Raw genomic sequence first — 16,203 nt, 5'->3', positions numbered from 1 at the left:
GCGGCGGGCCCACGGAGCAGGACCGGAGCGAGGGCATGCCGAGCCTGGGCGAGGCACCGAACGACAGGGGCAGAAGCGCTTTGGTTACTTTGGCGCTTTTCCAAAGTGACCCGCTGTAAAAGCGGAACCGTTAGCCGCCGTTACCGCAGCAATGGATATGTACACCATCAAAAAACAAATCGCCTGACACCCAGCCTTCGCGGGCAAGCCTCGCTCCTACAAGAGCATCACCGTACGAGGCTCGCCCGCGAAGGCCGAGCCAGGGTCTTGATCAGGTACGCATCCCGCGCCCACTCACCAGCAACCGCGCACAACCGATATACAGCACAACGGTCGCTATCAGCATGAAGGTGATCGCCACGCTGATCTTAATATCCGACACACCGAGGATGCCGTAACGGAAAGCGTTGACCATGTGCAGCACCGGGTTGGCCAACGACACGGTCTGCCAGAACGGTGGCAGCAAGCTGATCGAGTAGAACACACCGCCCAGGTACGTCAACGGCGTCAGCACGAACGTCGGGATGATCGAGATATCATCGAAGTTGCGCGCAAATACCGCGTTGATGAAACCCAGCAGCGAGAAAATCGTCGCCGTCAGCACCACCACCAGAACGGTCACGCCCAGGTGATGCACCTGCAATTGAGTGAAGAACAACGACAGCAGGGTCACGATGATCCCGACCATCAACCCGCGCAGCACGCCGCCCAAGGTGTAGCCAATCAGAATCGTATGCGGTGACACCGGCGACACCATCAACTCTTCGATGGAGCGCTGGAACTTGCTGCCAAAGAAACTCGACACCACGTTGCCGTAGGAGTTGGTGATCACCGACATCATGATCAGCCCCGGCACGATGTACTCCATGTAGGTGAAGCCACCCATATCGCCGATCTGCCGACCGATCAGATTGCCGAAGATCACGAAGTACAAAACCATGGTGATGGCCGGCGGCAGCAGGGTCTGCGGCCAGATCCGGGTGAAGCGCTTGACCTCACGGTAGACGATGGTATTGAGGGCAACGAGGTTGGGTTGCAGCTCGGAACTCATACCGCCACCTTCGACAGATTCTTCTCCACCAGGGACACGAACAACTCCTCGAGGCGATTGGTTTTGTTACGCAGGCTCAACACTTCGATGTTCTGCTGCGCCAATTGAGTAAACAGCGCGGTAATGCCCATGGCCTTGTCGACCTGGACTTCCAGGGTATGACTGTCGATCAGTTTGGCCGGGTAACCGAGCAACTGCGGGACCACTTGCAAGGTGTTCTTCAAATCCAGCAGGAAGGTTTCGACATGCAGCTGGCTGAGCAACTGCTTCATGCTGGTGTTCTCGACAATGGTGCCGTGGTCGATGATGCCAATGTTGCGGCACAACTGCTCAGCCTCTTCCAGATAGTGGGTGGTGAGGATGATGGTGATGCCTTTCTTGTTCAGCTCGGTGAGGAAAGTCCACATCGAGCGACGCAATTCGATGTCCACCCCCGCCGTCGGTTCGTCGAGGATCAGCAGGCGCGGTTCGTGAACCAGCGCACGGGCGATCATCAGTCGGCGCTTCATGCCGCCGGACAGAGAGCGCGACGGCACATCGCGCTTGTCCCACAGGCCCAGTTGGGTCAGGTACTGCTCGGCGCGTTCCTTGGCGATTTTCGCCGGGATGCCGTAGTAACCGGCCTGGGTCACGACAATGTCGAACGTCTTTTCGAACTGGTTGAAGTTGAATTCCTGGGGCACCACACCAATGGAACGCTTGAGCTGCGCAGGATTCTTGTCCAGGTCGTGACCGAAGATATTCACCGTCCCGCTGGTCTTGTTCACCAGGGTCGAGAGAATGCCGATGGTCGTGGATTTGCCGGCGCCGTTGGGGCCGAGCAAGGCGAAAAAGTCACCTTCGGCGACGTCCAGATCGATACCACTCAAGGCCTGGAAACCGTTGCCGTAGGTTTTGGTTAGCTGCCGGATGGACAGAGCGGAACTCATATCGGATTACGCACCAAGAAGGGAAGAAAGGAATAAATAAGGGCGGGCGGCGAGCAATACAACCGCGGCGCATGAGCGCAATGGTGCTTGTCGCTGCCGCACAAGTACAGTCAAGTGTGTCGATAGTGAGTATTAAGTCAACGCGGTCATGACCGCCTTCTGATAGGCCGGACGCTGTTTCAATCGCGTATACCAGGCTTGGAGATGAGGCTGCGGCGCGCGCTCGATCGGCATCTCGAACCAGGCATAAATGAAACTGCCCAGGGGAATGTCGCCCATGCCGATCTCATCGCCGGACAGATACGGTTTGGCCGCCAGCGCTTGATCGGCCATCGACAGCAGATCGTCGCACTCCTTGATCGCAGCCTTGATGGCCGGCCAGTCCTGCTGGTCTTCCGGGGTGCGCAACACGCCCCAGAACACCGTGCGGAACGGGGCGGCAAAACTTGAGGTGGTCCAGTCCATCCACTTTTCGGCAGAGGCTCGGGCTTGCAGGTCTGTCGGATACCAGGCAGTACCGCAGGCATGACGGGCCATCAGGTAACGGACGATGGTGTTGGATTCCCACAGCACAAAACCGTCGTCTTCGATCACCGGCACGCGGCCGTTGGGATTCATCGCGCGGTACTCAGGCGTGTCGACCACGCCAAAGGCGCCGCCGGCATCGATGGCTTCATAAGCCAGGCCCAGTTCTTCGGCCGCCCACAATGGCTTTCTGACATTCGACGAATTTTTCCGCCCCCAGATCTTCAGCATGACCGCCCCTTTTTGGATGAATGCGCAGGCAGCATACGCCGGATCAGGCGCGACTCAAATCGCTCTGCATATCCCCCAGCAGCACCGGCAATTGCTCGCCGAACAGATGCGGATAGCACTTTTCCAGGTGTTCGAAAAAGAACGCTTCCGGCACATCGGTGAACTGGCCGTGATCGATCAGATATTCCATCAACTGCTCGCCGTCACGGTTGTAGGGGTGGAACACACTGTCATTGATCCCGTCGAACTCCAGCGGCGCGACATTGAACAGTTCGCAGAGTTGTTGATTGAAAGCCGGCGTGGCTTTGACCCAACGATCGTTCAGATATAACTCGGTGTAGCCGTGCATGGCGAACACATCGCTTTTGAGCAGTTCGAGCAGACGCGGCGTCGACAGATGATTACGCACATCTGCCAGACCGATACGCGCCGGGATCCCGCAATGCCGGGCTGCACCTGCCAGCAGCGTGGCTTTGGGCACGCAATAACTCTCCCCTGCCGCCAGCGCATAGCTGCCGCGCAAGGTTTCTGGATCGCGGCTGAAGGTGTAAGGGTTGTAGCGTACGGCCTCGCGCACCGCGTAGTAAAGATTGATCGCCTGTTCGAGCGGATCGCGCCCGGTGCCACGATGTTTTTCGGCGAACGCCATCACCGAGGGATGGTCACTGTCGATGAAGCGGCCGGGGCTCAGATACGCATGCATGGCAACAATCTCCAGGGGGAAGCCACGAGTCTAGCGACAGCTTCAGCACAGAGATAACGACGTTTCGGCCAAATGTCAGCGCTTGCGGCCCTATTTACACAAGCGTTAAACCGTTCGCCCTCGAAATAACTGACGAATTTCAGTCGTTGCTTCCTACACGCTCAGACTCATGCGCTGACCACCCACTTTTATGGATGCCGTCTAAGCTCTGAAAGTGGTTTTGCCTCTGGCTTCATGGAGAATTGAATATGTTGCTGTTGTGGATACTGGTTCTGGTGGTCGGGACTGCCTACCTGGCACATCGGCGCACTGCGCCTCTGCCCGCTTTGGGCATCATCGCTGTCTATCTGCTGGCGATGGGCATCTTCAGCCATGCCCCCGTCTGGCTCATGCTGATTTTCTGGGTGCTGCTCGCAGTCGTGGCCGCTTTCCTGTTGCTGCCGGATCTGCGCCGAAAACTCTTCACTGCGCCAATATTCGGCTGGTTTCAAAAAAACCTGCCGCCGATGTCGCAAACCGAACGTGAAGCCATTGAAGCTGGCACGGTCTGGTGGGACGGTGAGCTGTTCAGCGGCCGCCCGGACTGGAACAAGCTGCTGGCCTATCCAAAAGCGCAGCTGAGCGAAGAGGAACAAGCGTTCATCGATGGCCCGACCGAAGCGCTCTGCGCCATGGTCAGCGATTGGCAAATCGGCCAGTTGCTGGATCTGCCGCCCAAGGCTTGGGATCACATTAAACAACATGGCTTTTTTGCCCTGATCATCCCCAAAGAGTACGGTGGCAAAGGCTTCTCGGCCTATGCCCACTCCCAAGTGGCGATGAAACTGGCCACCCGCAGCGGCGACCTGGCGTCGACCGTCATGGTGCCCAATTCTCTCGGCCCGGCGGAATTGCTGCTGCATTACGGCACCGACGAACAACGCAATCACTACCTGCCACGGCTGGCACGCGGCGACGATATCCCCTGCTTTGCGCTGACGGGTCCTATGGCGGGTTCCAACGTCGGCGGGATGACCGACACCGGGGTGATCTGCAAAGGTGAATGGGAAGGCAAGGAAACCCTCGGCCTGCGTCTGAACTGGGAAAAACGCTACATCACCCTCGGCCCGGTGGCGACCTTGATCGGCCTGGCGTTCAAGGCTTATGACCCGGATCATATACTGGGCGACAAAGTCGACCTGGGGATCAGCCTCGCCTTGATTCCAACCCAGACCCCCGGTGTAGAAATCGGTCGCCGTCACCTGCCTCTGGGCGCCTCGTTCATGAACGGCCCGAACTCCGGCAAGGATGTGTTCGTACCGCTGGAATTCATCATCGGCGGTCAGGAGATGCTCGGCGAGGGCTGGATGATGCTGATGAACTGCCTGTCGGTCGGGCGTTCCATTTCGCTGCCTGCCATCGGTACCGCTGCGGGCAAGTTCACCAGTCTGGTGACGGGCCAATACGCGCAGGTTCGCGAACAATTCAACGCACCACTGTCAGCCTTCGAAGGGATTCAGGAAGCACTGGCGCGGATCGGCGGCAGTACCTGGCTGATGGACAGCGCACGGATGCTCACCGCCAACGCGGTCGATCTCGGCGAAAAACCGTCGGTACCTTCGGCCATTATCAAATACCACCTCTCCGAACGCGGCCGCGAATGCATCAGCCACGCCATGGATGTTCACGGCGGCAGGGCCATCATCATGGGCCCGAACAACTACCTGGCGCGCAGCTGGCAAGGTGCGCCCATTTCCGTCACGGTCGAAGGTGCGAACATCCTCACACGCAATTTGATGATCTTCGGCCAGGGCGCTATTCGCTGCCATCCGTTCGTGCTCAAGGAAATGGCCCTCGCCCACCGCGAAGACAAACAACAGGCACTGATCGAGTTCGACGCACTGCTGCTCGACCACATTGGTTTTGCCGTGAGCAACGCCGCCAGCACGCTGGTGCTGAACCTCGGCCTCGGGCATTTCGAACACATGCCCGGGGACAAACTCAGCCAAGGCTACTTCCGCGCCCTCAACCGTCAGGCCGCGGCATTTGCCCTGCTTGCAGACCTGAGCATGATGCTGCTGGGCGGTGATTTGAAACGCCGCGAACGGCTGTCCGCACGTTTGGGCGATGTACTCAGCTACCTGTATCTGGCCTCCGGCGCACTCAAGCGTTATCACGATCTCGATTCGCCGGAGCATATGCGTCCGCTATTCGCCTGGGCCATGGAAGAGAGCCTCGGCCAGTCCGAACGTGCGCTGGACGAACTGCTGACCAACTTCCCGAACAAGGTACTCGGATGCCTGCTGCGGGTGATGGTGTTCCCGTTCGGTCGTCGCCACAGAGGTCCGTCGGACAGGCTGGCAGCCGAAGTTGCAGCCGTCACCGGCCGCGCCAAGGGCGATCCAACCCTTGAGGAGTTACTGGGCGGCTGCTATCGCCCGCAATCGCCGGAGGATTCGGTCGGCGCCCTGCAGCACGCCTGCGACTTGTTGAACGCCGCCAAGCCGCTACAGAAAAAACTCAATACGGCACTGAAAAGCCGCCAGGTCAAACCCACTGTCGGAGAGTCTCCCATTGATGCCGCCCTAGAGGCTGGTGTCTTGCAACCGCTTGAAGCCCAGACCTTGCGCGAGGCAGAAGTGGCGCGACGCAAGGTGATCGATGTCGATGATTTCGACCCAAAGGAGTTGGTATTGGCCAAAGGCAAGGTCCGCTGATCCGGCGGACCCTGTGTCTTGCATGGGGCTCTTTAATATGTGAAAAGGGGCTCAGGAGCTTTATACTCCTGCGCCCGTTTTGCTCTTGAGGACTTATCTCGTGTCCAATGTCGTTGCCGATCATCTCGTCTTGCTCGACCACCTGCGCAGCATCCTGGTCGCTGTAGGTGAGGCCGAACAGGTTCCCGAAGAAAGCCATGCCTTGTTCCTGGAGCGCTTCGACGAACTGCGTGCATTGCTGCCGGTCGACCCGATCGAAAGCCAATACCTGGGCCAGGACATTCTGTGTCAGGTGATCACTCGCTACCCGCAAATCGCCCACCTGGTCCCACGCGACCTGCTGTGGTACTTCGCTGGCGACTGCCTGCATTACATGCCCGATGATGAAATCGACCTGTACCAGGCCCTTGAAGAACGTCGCTTCGAAGCCGAACAGAACGACGAACCGTTCGACTGGAATCAGGAAAAACAGCTACTGGCGATGTCGAACCAGGACAGCAAGCACTGATCCCCAATCAGTAATGCAAAAGGCCCGCATGGTTGAACATGCGGGCCTTTTTTTTGTGGCATTTACCGAGTGATGTGGTGGTTCGAAGTCAGTCTTCGCGGGCAAGCCTCGCTCCTACAGGTTGGTGTCATACGTAATGGCGCGAACGACATAAACCTGTAGGAGCGAGCGGTGCGGCGATCCGACTTGCCCGCGAAGAGGCCCTTCAGAGCAACCCATCACTTTCGGGCAACTCATACTCTGCCGCGACCTTGCCCAACGCACCCGGCTTGCCCGGCCTGCTCAAGGTCGGCTCTTTCTCCAGGCATTCCACCAGATAGTCGATAAACACCCGCAACTTGGGCGGTAGATAGCGGGTTGGCGAATGCAGCAGCCAGGCGCCTCCGTGGTAGGACGCCAGAAAAGTCCAGTCCGGCAGTACCTGCACAATCAGCCCTTGTTCCAGCGCATAACGGGCGGTGAAGTACGGCAGACTGCCGATTCCAATGTGTTGCAATACCGCGCCCAGTCGCACGCCCGTGTGATTGGCGGCATAACGTCCGCGCACGCCGACAGTCACGGCTTTGCTGCCTTTCTTGAATTTCCAGCGCGCATCGCTCGGGGTTTCGCCCAGATAGATGCAGCTGTGGTTGAGCAAATCATGGGGATGAGTCGGCGTGCCGTGTTCAGCCAGGTACTGCGGCGTTGCACAGAGCAAATGATCAATGGTCAGCAACTGCCGCCCCACCAGCCCTGCGGGTGGGCGGTCGGTAATACGGATCGCCAGATCGACGTTGTCGTCGATCAAATCCACCTGACGGTCCTCAAGCAACAACTCCACATTCACTTTGGGATAGCGCCGCAGAAATTCCGGCATATGCGGATGAATCACGAATCGCCCGACGGCCTTGGGCACGCTGACGCGTACCAGCCCTTCCGCTTCATGGGTGAACTGACCGCTGATTTCCATCACCGACTTCGCCGCGCTGACCATCTCCTGGCAACGCTTGAACACCTCTTCGCCACCGTCACTCAGGCGCAGCTTGCGCGTGGTTCGCTGCAGCAGCCGCGTGGCGAGTGCCTTCTCCAGCCGCGAAATGCTGCGACTTACCGCCGAGGGGGAAGAACCTAATTGGCGTGCCGCTTCGGAGAAACTGCCGGTCTCGACAACCTTGACGAAAATCGCCATTTCACCGAGCAGCGGCAGGGGAAGATTTATGCTCACAGCGCAACAGTCCTTTGATGATTGAACGGATTATCACGCAATTCCACGGTTCATATAATAAAAAAAGAAACTTTAATAAGGGCATGGAATATGACGCTTCGCCTCTTTTTCCATAGTGATGACCTCAAGGCCAATGTGGAAGTCCTGGATTGCACGCCCTACGAGAACGAATTCGCAGTAGTGCTGCGCGCCACACTGTTTCATCCCCAAGGCGGCGGGCAACCCTGGGATACCGGCTGGATCGGCGAAAGCCAGGTGCTGCGCGTGGTTCAGGATCCGGACCGGATCATCCATTTCGTCGACCACCCGGTAAAACTCGGCATGACCCAGATTCGGGTCGACGAGCAACGCCGCCGGTTCAACACGCGCATGCATTCGGCGGGGCACCTGATCGGTCACTTCGTCCAGGCGATGGGCTGGATGCCGATCAAGGCTCATCACTGGCCGGATGAAGGACGTGTCCAGTTCAAGCCGGCTGATAGCGCGCAGGAGGTCGATGCGCAGACGATTCAGCACGGCATCAAGCAATGGATCTCCCATGACTTGCCGCGCCTGACGTCGTTGCGCGAAGGCGCCCGGGAAATCGGTTTCGGTGAACTGCCCGCCTACGGCTGCGGCGGCACCCATGTACGGAGCCTGAAGGATTTGGGCACGGTCACGATCGCTTCCCTTTCACAGAAAAAGGGAACGCTGTCAGTCCACTACAGCGTGGACTGAACATTTGGGCGATGTCGGCCCCGTCATCGCCTGACGCCGGGGGAGCCTGCATTCGCGGGCTCTGTTGACTATCGATAGATGGACCTAAAAACATGATGCTTGACGTCGAGCGTCTCGATGAGACGTGCATACAAAAACTGGCCAACGAAGAAGTCCTCGCCATCCGCGTCAAAGGCTTGTTGCCTCGGCCGCTGGCGATCCAGATCGGCGACAAGATCCTCGCCCCCGGCTTCGAGGGCTACATCAACGCGCCGAGCATCGGTCGCATTGGCATGGCGTTTTATGAAGCGGAAAACCAGCCGCTGCTGATCGAGGACTATTTCGAGCGCGCCACCAGCAATATCGCCGAATTGCGCAGCCGTTGTGCGCCCTACTCCTCTCCTGTCGACACGTTGCGCTGCATGCTCGACGAGTCCTGGCCGGCGGGGGCGCATCTGGAAAATCTCTATGGCCGCAAGATGTATGTGGGGCTATCCCGGGTCGTCAAGCCTGGGGTGTGTTTCCTCGCCCATCACGACATTTTCGCCAAGGATGCCCCGGACAGCTTCCAGGCCAGAAGTCTGGAAGCGCAGTTCGCCTGCAATGTTTACCTGAACATGCCGACCGAGGGCGGCGCGTTGCAGATGTGGGACCACGACATTTCTGCGGACCAGTTCGACGAAATGCGTGGCGACAGTTACGGCATCGACCCGGCGTTGCTCGGCCCTCCAACCCTGGAGATTCGTCCTGAGCCGGGTGATTTCATCATGTTCAATTCGCGCTGCATGCACTCGGTGACCCCGGGTGTGGACGATCCGCGATTGAGCCTTTCCTTCTTTGTCGGCTATCGCGGCAATGCTTCACCCCTGACTTTCTGGAGCTGAGATGTTTTCGAATTACCTGGGCGAGTTTCTGGCGCTGGCAACGATCCACTTTCTGGCCGTGGTCGCCCCCGGACCGGACTTCGCCGTGACCATCCGGCAAAGCGTGCGTTTCGGCCGCTTAGTGGGGATTTGCACGGCCCTGGGCATCGGCGCGGGCATTTCCGTGCATGTGCTTTACACCTTGCTCGGCGTCGGCGCGCTGATGCACACCACGCCCTGGTTGTTGACGGTGGCCAAGGTTGTGGGGGGGGCCTACATTTTGTACCTCGGCGTGAGCCTGATACGCAGCAAACCCAAATCAGCAATTGAAGGCGACAAGGGTGCAGAGGCGTCAACTGAACGGCAGACCTTGTTCAAGGCCTTCAGCACGGGGTTTCTGACCAACGCCACCAACCCCAAGGCCACGCTGTTTTTCCTGGCGATCTTCACAACCATCATCAGCGCCACGACGCCGCTGCAGATTCAGGCGCTGTACGGCCTGTGGATGTGTTTCGTGAATGCCTTGTGGTTCGTGATCGTGGCGCTGTTTTTTTCCAGCACGCGGGTGCGGTTGCTGTTCATGCGCATGGGGCACTGGTTCGAACGAACCATGGGGGTGATCCTGATTCTGTTCGCTGGCCGGTTGATTCTGTCGATGTAAAAAAACGGCCCGCCAGTCTGACTGGCGGACCGTCGATTCATTGCTTGCTTGATAGCCCAGACACTTACCAAAGCGCCAGGGTATAGCTGACGATCAAGCGATTCTCATCCAGATCATTGCCAAAGTTCGAACGCACCGAGGCGTTGCGCCATTTAAAGCCCAAGCCTTTCAACGTACCGTCCTGCACCACGTAAGCGATATCGGTGTCGCGTTCCCACTCCTTGCCTTCACCCGCAGCACTGCGCTGCACGTTATCGCCCGAGATGTAGCGGGTCATAAAGCTCAACCCCGGTACACCCAATGCGGCGAAGTTATAGTCATAGCGCGTTTGCCAGGAGTGTTCGTCAACGTTGGCGAAGTCATTGATCTGCACGAAGTTGACCAGGTACGGATCGCTGCGTCCGATGTACGGAAACGGATCATCGCCGCTCATGCGCTGGTAGCCGAAGCCCAATGCGTGGCCGCCGAGGCTGTACGTAAACATCGCACCGAAAGCCTGGTTATCGAGGTCACGGAAGTTGCCATCTTCGATGCTGCGCGCATAGCGCACGTCGCTCTTGAGCGACTGGCCGTCCCCCAGATCCAACAGGTGGACCAATCCGAGGTAGTTTTGCTGGTAGATATTTTCCAGCTTGCCGTAGCGGTACTGCGCTGTCAGGTTCGGCAGGAATTGATAGTCAGCCCCGGCAAACTGGAACTTGTCGCTTTGCCCGCCGATGCGATTGGCGGTCATGTCCTGGTAGTCAGTGGAATCGACAAAATTGATCTGCGTGAATTGACCTGCCGTGAGCTTCAAACGGTCGATTTCCTGCACATTGACCAGGCCGCCCTTGAAAGTTGACGGCAACAGGCGAGTGTCGTTGGAGTTCACCACCGGATCCTTGATCTGCAACGTCCCCAGCTTCAGGGTGCTCTTGGACAAACGCACTTTGGCGGTCAGGCCCAACTCGCCATAGCGATCCTGCGAGCCGCCCGACGAATCCGGCGGCAACAGATTGGTGCCCGCCGTGCCGCCGCCGGAGTCCAGTTTGAAACCGGCCATGCCCAGCGCATCCAGACCAAACCCCAGCGTGCCAGCGGTATACCCGGACTCCATTCGTAACAGAAAACCCTGTGCCCATTCCTCGGCTTTGTCTCGCGAGCCGTCCTGGCGGAAATCGCGATTGAAGTAAAAGTTGCGTGCTTCCAGGCTGCCTTTACTGTCGGCAATGAAATCCGCCTGAGCGGGCGGAGCGCCGAGCACACTCAAACCGAGCAATGTGCCGATCGGGATGTACAAGCGTTGGGTGGAAAGCGAATAGTTCATGCCGTGCTCCTGTTACGGACGCGAGCGAGCCCTCTCGGGGGCGTTGCGATCGCGACCGATGTGTGTCGATTAGCAGTGGGTCAGCGACGTCTGGGCACAAAGGCCCAGACGTGTCGGGGTTCAGGATTCGAGTTGGCGACCGCGGGTTTCCGGCAGGCTTAACGCGGCCAGAATCACCACGCCGTAGGCACCGGCAGCGAAGATTCCGATCCCCGTCCCAATCGGCAATGTTTCGCTCAGTGCACCGATGAACAACGGAAACAGCGCCGCAATGGAACGCCCGGCGTTATAGCAAAAGCCCTGGCCTGAACCGCGCATGCGGGTCGGAAACAACTCGGTCAGAAAAGCGCCCATGCCAGCAAAAATGCCCGAGGCGAAAAACCCCAACGGAAAACCCAACCAGAGCATCCAGGTGTTGTCGATGGGCAGTTGGGTGTAGGCCAGAACGATCGCCATGGAGCCGACCGCAAACAGGATGAAGTTCTTCTTCCGGCCAATGGCATCGGTCAGCAACGCACTGGTCACATAGCCGATGTAGGAGCCGACGATCACCATCGCCAGATAGCCGCCAGTGCCGAGCACGCTCAGGCCGCGCTCGGTTTTCAGGTAGGTCGGCAACCACGTGGTGATCGCGTAATAACCGCCCAGCGCACCAGTGGTCAGCAACGAAGCGCGCAAGGTGGTACTGAGCATCCGAGGCGCGAAAATTTCGAAGAAGGCCCAACGCGAATCTTTTTCAGGTTTGGCCTTGCGCTCAATACAGGCCCGCTCGAAAGTGTCCGACTCCTTGACCAGTCGGCGGATTACCAATACGAATAGCGCTGGCACCAATCCGATCATGAACAACGCCCGCCAGGCCTCTTCCGGTGGCAGAAAGCTGAATAATCCGGCGTAAAGCAATGCCGTAAGCCCCCACCCCAGCGCCCATCCGGCCTGCACCATGCCCACTGCCTTGCCGCGATCCCTGGAGCGAATCACCTCGCCAATCAGCACTGCACCCGCTGTCCATTCACCGCCGAAACCAAAGCCCATCAAAGTCCGGGCCACCAGCAGTTGCTCGTAGTTCTGTGCCAGTCCGCAAAGGAAGGTGAAGAAGGCGAACCACAGCACCGTCAATTGCAAGGTGAGCACTCGACCGATGCGGTCGGACAGTATTCCGGCGATCCAGCCACCCGCCGCCGAGGCCAGCAGCGTACAAGTGCCAATCATCCCGGCATCGCCCTTGGAGATGCCCCAGGTGGCGATCAGGGTCGGAATGACGAAACTGAGCATCTGTGTGTCCATGCCATCCAGGGCATAGCCGATCTTGCAACTCCAGAAGGTACGCTTTTCATTTTTCGACAGGGGGCCGTACCAACTGAACGGGCCGGTGCGGCCCGAACCTGAAAGCACGTGATCAGTCATGGTCTTTTCCATGGGAGTTCCTGCGGCAGCAAGCGAAGATGACGGACACGCCTCATTATTTTTTGTGAAGGCGTTGTCGTGGGGAACGGACGCAGTGACCTGCGTCGTGGAGCAGATTCTTCGTGCCGATGCCAAGCAGCGTCAAACGGGAAAAGTACGAGGCTACGCATAAGAAAATTTGATACCCCCGGCGACGAACTCTGGAGTAACAATTGCAATGCGTCGAACACTTATCCCTGTGGGAAAACCGCCATGAACCTCAAATTCCTCGAAACCTTTGTCTGGGTCGCCCGCCTGCAAAGCTTCAGCCTCACCGCCGAGAAAATGTTCAGCACTCAGGCCGCTATCTCCAGCCGGATTGCCTCGCTGGAAGAAGAGTTGGGCCTGCGGTTGTTCGTGCGCGATTCGCGCGGTGTGTCGCTGACGCTCGAAGGTCTCAAGGTGCTCGACTACGCCGAGCAGATGCTCGAGGTTCAGCGAGCGTTGAAACACTCACTGGATAACACCAACCCGCAACAGGGCCTGGTGCGTATCGGTGTGATGGATACGGTGATCCACACCTGGCTCAGCCCGTTGATGTCGACCTTGATGCAGACCTTCCCCGCCGTGGAAATCGAGATCACGGCCGACGCCGCACGCAATCTGTGCGAGCAGCTGCAAAAGGGCTATCTGGACATCGTGTTCCAGACGGACCTGATCCGCCACGAAAGTGTGCGCAACCTTGAACTGGCGCACTACCCCATGCACTGGATCGCCGCCAGCAATTCAATCTATGCCCGCCCCTATGCCTCACTGGCTGAAATGGCCAGCGAGCGCATCATCACCTTCGTCAAAAACTCCCGGCCGCATCAGGATGTACTCAACCTGCTGCACGCCCACGGCATCAGTACGCCACGCGTCAGTTGCGTCAACTCGGTGTCGGCCATGACCCGACTGATTCGTGACGGCTTCGGTATTGGCGCCTTGCCGGCCGCGCTAGTGGCCAAGCCCTTGGCCAGCGGCGAGTTGATTCAACTGGAACCGGGCACTCGCTTGCCGCAACTGGATGTCGTGGCTTCGTGGCGCGCCGGCGTCGGCCTGGAGTTGATCGAGAGCATCGTCGACATGAGCCGCCAGGTAGTCTCCCAATACGCTGCGGATGTCGGCCCGCTTCGAATGGTTCCGGCACCCGGTCTCAATAGCCGACGGTCCCTTGAATAACTTTTAGTTGTCGGGGGGTAACAACATTCCTGGTTGGACGGCATCGTCATGGTTTTCTAAAAAGGCTCATCGAACCTGAAGAGATGCCGTGATGAGCCAACCCACCCTGTCTTTTGAACAACTGAGGCACAGCGCTCCACTGGCCCTGCGCCAATCCATCGCTGCCGGACAATATCAGGGCCACACCAGCGGCGTGGCCCAAGGTCGGGTGCAAGCCAATATCGTGATTCTGCCCAATGATTGGGCTAACGAGTTTCTCCGGTATTGCACGCTCAATCGGCAGGCTTGCCCGGTGCTCGACGTTACCGATCCCGGTGATCCGTATTTTCGCAATCTCGGCGCAGCCATAGATATCCGTCACGAGGTGTCCCGATACCGGGTCTATCGCCATGGCGAACTGAGCGAAGAGCCGGCGGATATCGAGCATTTGTGGCAGGACGATCTGGTGGCCTTCGCCATCGGTTGCTCGTTCTCCTTCGAACAACCGCTGCTGGATGCCGGCATCGCCCTCAGGCACATCGATCTGGGGCGCAATGTTGCCATGTACCGGACGAACATAGACACTCGCCCTACCGCTCGCCTGAGCGGCAAGCTGGTGGTGAGCATGCGCCCGATGAAGGCCGCCGCGGCGATCCAGGCGATCCAGATCACCGCACGCATGCCCAACGTCCACGGCGCGCCCGTGCACATCGGCGATCCGGCGCTGATCGGCATCGATTCACTAAGCAGCCCGGACTACGGCGATGCCGTGCCAGTCGAAGCCGACGAAATCCCGGTGTTCTGGGCCTGCGGTGTGACCCCGCAATCGGTGGTGCAAACTTCACGTCCACCGCTGTGCATCACCCATGCTCCCGGCTGCATGCTGGTAACGGATGTGTGGAATAGCGCTTTGTAAATGAGGGTGGGCTCGCGTGGAAGAGTAACGTGAGCCCCGGATAAGGATGTTCTCAACTTGATAGGGATGCGACGGACAAACAATGAACACTGCTCAACTATCCATTCAACAGTACATAAAAGCCAAGGACAGTAATCGCCCACATTTGTTGCGCCAGGCCTTTGCGCCAGACGCGATACTGGACATGGTCGTGCACACCGGATCTATCTCGTTTCCACCCCACGTTGAAGGCCTCGGATCTATCGGCGATGTGCTCGTCAGGCGATTTGGCCAGACTTTCGAAAACGTCTATACCTTCTGCCTGGGACTCCCACCTGAACCGCAGGCCGAAACATTCCAGTGCAAATGGCTGGTCGGCATGTCCGACAAGAGCGGCGGCGAAGTCCGAGTCGGTTGCGGTCTGTATGAGTGGCAGTTCAGCCCCGAATCGGGGCTTGTCGAGAGGCTCACTATCACCATTGAGCACATGAAAACCCTGCCAGCGACTGATCTGCACTGCATCATGGAGTGGGTATCGCATCTGGATTACCCATGGTGCAGTTCGCAAGCGTTAGTGAACGATGCTCCTGACATAGACACGCTTGAAGAGGTGATCCAGTACCTTACGGCCAATACTCCAACCTGAACTTCGCAGGTGTAGAACTACACAATCTGTCGTATTCAGCTTCCTTGTCATATCCCGCCAGATGCCATTGTTACGATTGGTCAGCATTCGAAAAGTACAAACCGGCACGCCTGATAAACGCCACTCAATGAGTGGTGTTTTTGTGAAATATGCAGCGCAAAACCCAAAGAAAAACTCGCGGGACCGTGGAGCACCCCTTATTTCATCAGCATCCGCCGCATTTCCAATGATTGCGTGGCCTGACCGTGGCTTTCAGAAAAAAACCAGTATCTGTATCGAAAGTTTTCGTTCAAAGCATGGCGCTTTGCCTTGGTTGAACTACCTTTCAAACAAGAAGAAGACATAACGGTTCGAAATGCCACGTTAGGTTCAGCGATCAGATAGCGGATTGGCAAAAGGAGTTACCTCACTATGATCCTGACAAGCGTTTTCCGGCTCAGTGCGTTAATTGCCGGTTGCTTTTTAGGGGAGTCAGGTCAGCGCAAAGTGCCGTCTTTAGCTGCTGCTGTCGAGCCTGCGTATATCGTTCGGGTTGACAGCCCAGGCATCTGGATCACTAAAAACCGTTATAGCGAAGGTCGCTCGCCGTTCAGTCAGAACAGCGTATTGCAGTTGCTTGCATGTAGCACCACGGAATATTGCCGGGGCCATTAGTCAGGGGTCTGGCGGGGTAGAGGGCCGACCAAGGCCCCTTGTAGTGATCCGA

The 16,203-nt window shown here is 58.0% G+C and carries 15 protein-coding genes; 8 read left to right on the top strand and 7 right to left on the bottom strand.

What is annotated here, in order from left to right:
- Positions 1–271 precede the first annotated feature (271 nt).
- The 4 genes from PMI18_RS06010 to PMI18_RS06025 form a co-directional block, all read right to left on the bottom strand.
- Positions 272–1,051 carry an ABC transporter permease gene (locus tag PMI18_RS06010; RefSeq protein WP_007905224.1) on the bottom strand — a complete coding sequence of 260 codons (780 nt, stop codon included), beginning with the start codon at positions 1,049–1,051 and terminating at the stop codon, positions 272–274.
- The gene (locus PMI18_RS06015) at positions 1,048–1,980 is read right to left on the bottom strand and encodes an ABC transporter ATP-binding protein (protein ID WP_007905222.1); all 933 of its coding nucleotides are present in this window, start codon (positions 1,978–1,980) and stop codon (positions 1,048–1,050) included. Before PMI18_RS06015 ends, PMI18_RS06010 begins: the two co-directional genes overlap by 4 nt.
- Positions 1,981–2,112: 132 nt before the next feature.
- Positions 2,113–2,736: a glutathione S-transferase family protein gene (locus PMI18_RS06020; protein WP_007905221.1), complete on the bottom strand. Its 624-nt coding sequence runs from the start codon at positions 2,734–2,736 to the stop codon at positions 2,113–2,115.
- Between the two features lie 43 nt (positions 2,737–2,779).
- Positions 2,780–3,439, bottom strand: a complete 660-nt coding sequence (locus PMI18_RS06025) for a transglutaminase-like domain-containing protein (protein WP_007905220.1) — start codon at positions 3,437–3,439, stop codon at positions 2,780–2,782.
- Between the two features lie 248 nt (positions 3,440–3,687).
- Here PMI18_RS06025 and PMI18_RS06030 point away from each other — a divergent pair, with 248 nt between their 5' ends.
- Positions 3,688–6,135, top strand: a complete 2,448-nt coding sequence (locus PMI18_RS06030) for an acyl-CoA dehydrogenase (RefSeq protein WP_007905219.1) — start codon at positions 3,688–3,690, stop codon at positions 6,133–6,135.
- A 100-nt stretch (positions 6,136–6,235) separates the two neighbouring features.
- Entirely contained in the window at positions 6,236–6,643 is a 408-nt protein-coding gene (locus PMI18_RS06035; RefSeq protein WP_007905217.1) for a PA2817 family protein, read from the top strand.
- Between the two features lie 205 nt (positions 6,644–6,848).
- On the opposite strand, the gene PMI18_RS06040 is transcribed toward PMI18_RS06035, so the two are convergent.
- Entirely contained in the window at positions 6,849–7,847 is a 999-nt protein-coding gene (locus PMI18_RS06040) for a LysR family transcriptional regulator (RefSeq protein WP_007905215.1), read from the bottom strand.
- Positions 7,848–7,937: 90 nt separating this feature from the next.
- Here PMI18_RS06040 and PMI18_RS06045 point away from each other — a divergent pair, with 90 nt between their 5' ends.
- The 3 genes from PMI18_RS06045 to PMI18_RS06055 all read left to right on the top strand — a co-directional run bounded on the left by PMI18_RS06045 (position 7,938) and on the right by PMI18_RS06055 (position 10,067).
- Positions 7,938–8,564 carry a hypothetical protein gene (locus PMI18_RS06045; protein ID WP_007905212.1) on the top strand — a complete coding sequence of 209 codons (627 nt, stop codon included), beginning with the start codon at positions 7,938–7,940 and terminating at the stop codon, positions 8,562–8,564.
- 92 nt (positions 8,565–8,656) lie between these two features.
- Positions 8,657–9,427, top strand: a complete 771-nt coding sequence (locus PMI18_RS06050) for a 2OG-Fe(II) oxygenase (protein ID WP_007905211.1) — start codon at positions 8,657–8,659, stop codon at positions 9,425–9,427.
- 1 nt (position 9,428) lies between these two features.
- Entirely contained in the window at positions 9,429–10,067 is a 639-nt protein-coding gene (locus PMI18_RS06055) for a LysE family translocator (RefSeq protein ID WP_007905208.1), read from the top strand.
- A gap of 64 nt (positions 10,068–10,131) precedes the next feature.
- Here PMI18_RS06055 and PMI18_RS06060 read toward each other — a convergent pair whose 3' ends face one another.
- Together PMI18_RS06060 and PMI18_RS06065 are read right to left on the bottom strand one after the other, a co-directional pair.
- A complete protein-coding gene (locus PMI18_RS06060; protein WP_007905200.1) occupies positions 10,132–11,373 on the bottom strand; it encodes an OprD family porin in 1,242 nt (413 codons plus the stop codon).
- Between the two features lie 120 nt (positions 11,374–11,493).
- Positions 11,494–12,777, bottom strand: coding sequence for an MFS transporter (locus PMI18_RS06065; RefSeq protein WP_033036805.1), 1,284 nt, complete (start codon positions 12,775–12,777; stop codon positions 11,494–11,496).
- A gap of 252 nt (positions 12,778–13,029) precedes the next feature.
- Here PMI18_RS06065 and PMI18_RS06070 point away from each other — a divergent pair, with 252 nt between their 5' ends.
- From PMI18_RS06070 to PMI18_RS06080, 3 genes are all read left to right on the top strand, one after another.
- Complete coding sequence (locus tag PMI18_RS06070) at positions 13,030–13,977, top strand: LysR family transcriptional regulator (RefSeq protein ID WP_007905195.1); 948 nt, start codon at positions 13,030–13,032, stop codon at positions 13,975–13,977.
- Positions 13,978–14,068: 91 nt separating this feature from the next.
- Complete coding sequence (locus PMI18_RS06075; RefSeq protein ID WP_007905187.1) at positions 14,069–14,872, top strand: putative hydro-lyase; 804 nt, start codon at positions 14,069–14,071, stop codon at positions 14,870–14,872.
- 82 nt (positions 14,873–14,954) lie between these two features.
- On the top strand, positions 14,955–15,497 hold the full coding sequence (locus PMI18_RS06080; RefSeq protein WP_007905186.1) for a hypothetical protein: 543 nt from the start codon (positions 14,955–14,957) through the stop codon (positions 15,495–15,497).
- Positions 15,498–16,203 lie beyond the last annotated feature (706 nt).

It is taken from the genome of Pseudomonas sp. GM102 (genome assembly GCF_000282555.1).
In the GTDB taxonomy this organism is placed as follows: domain Bacteria; phylum Pseudomonadota; class Gammaproteobacteria; order Pseudomonadales; family Pseudomonadaceae; genus Aquipseudomonas.
Note: the sequence above shows the minus strand (reverse complement) of the source record. Positions and strands in the feature narration are given on the sequence as shown.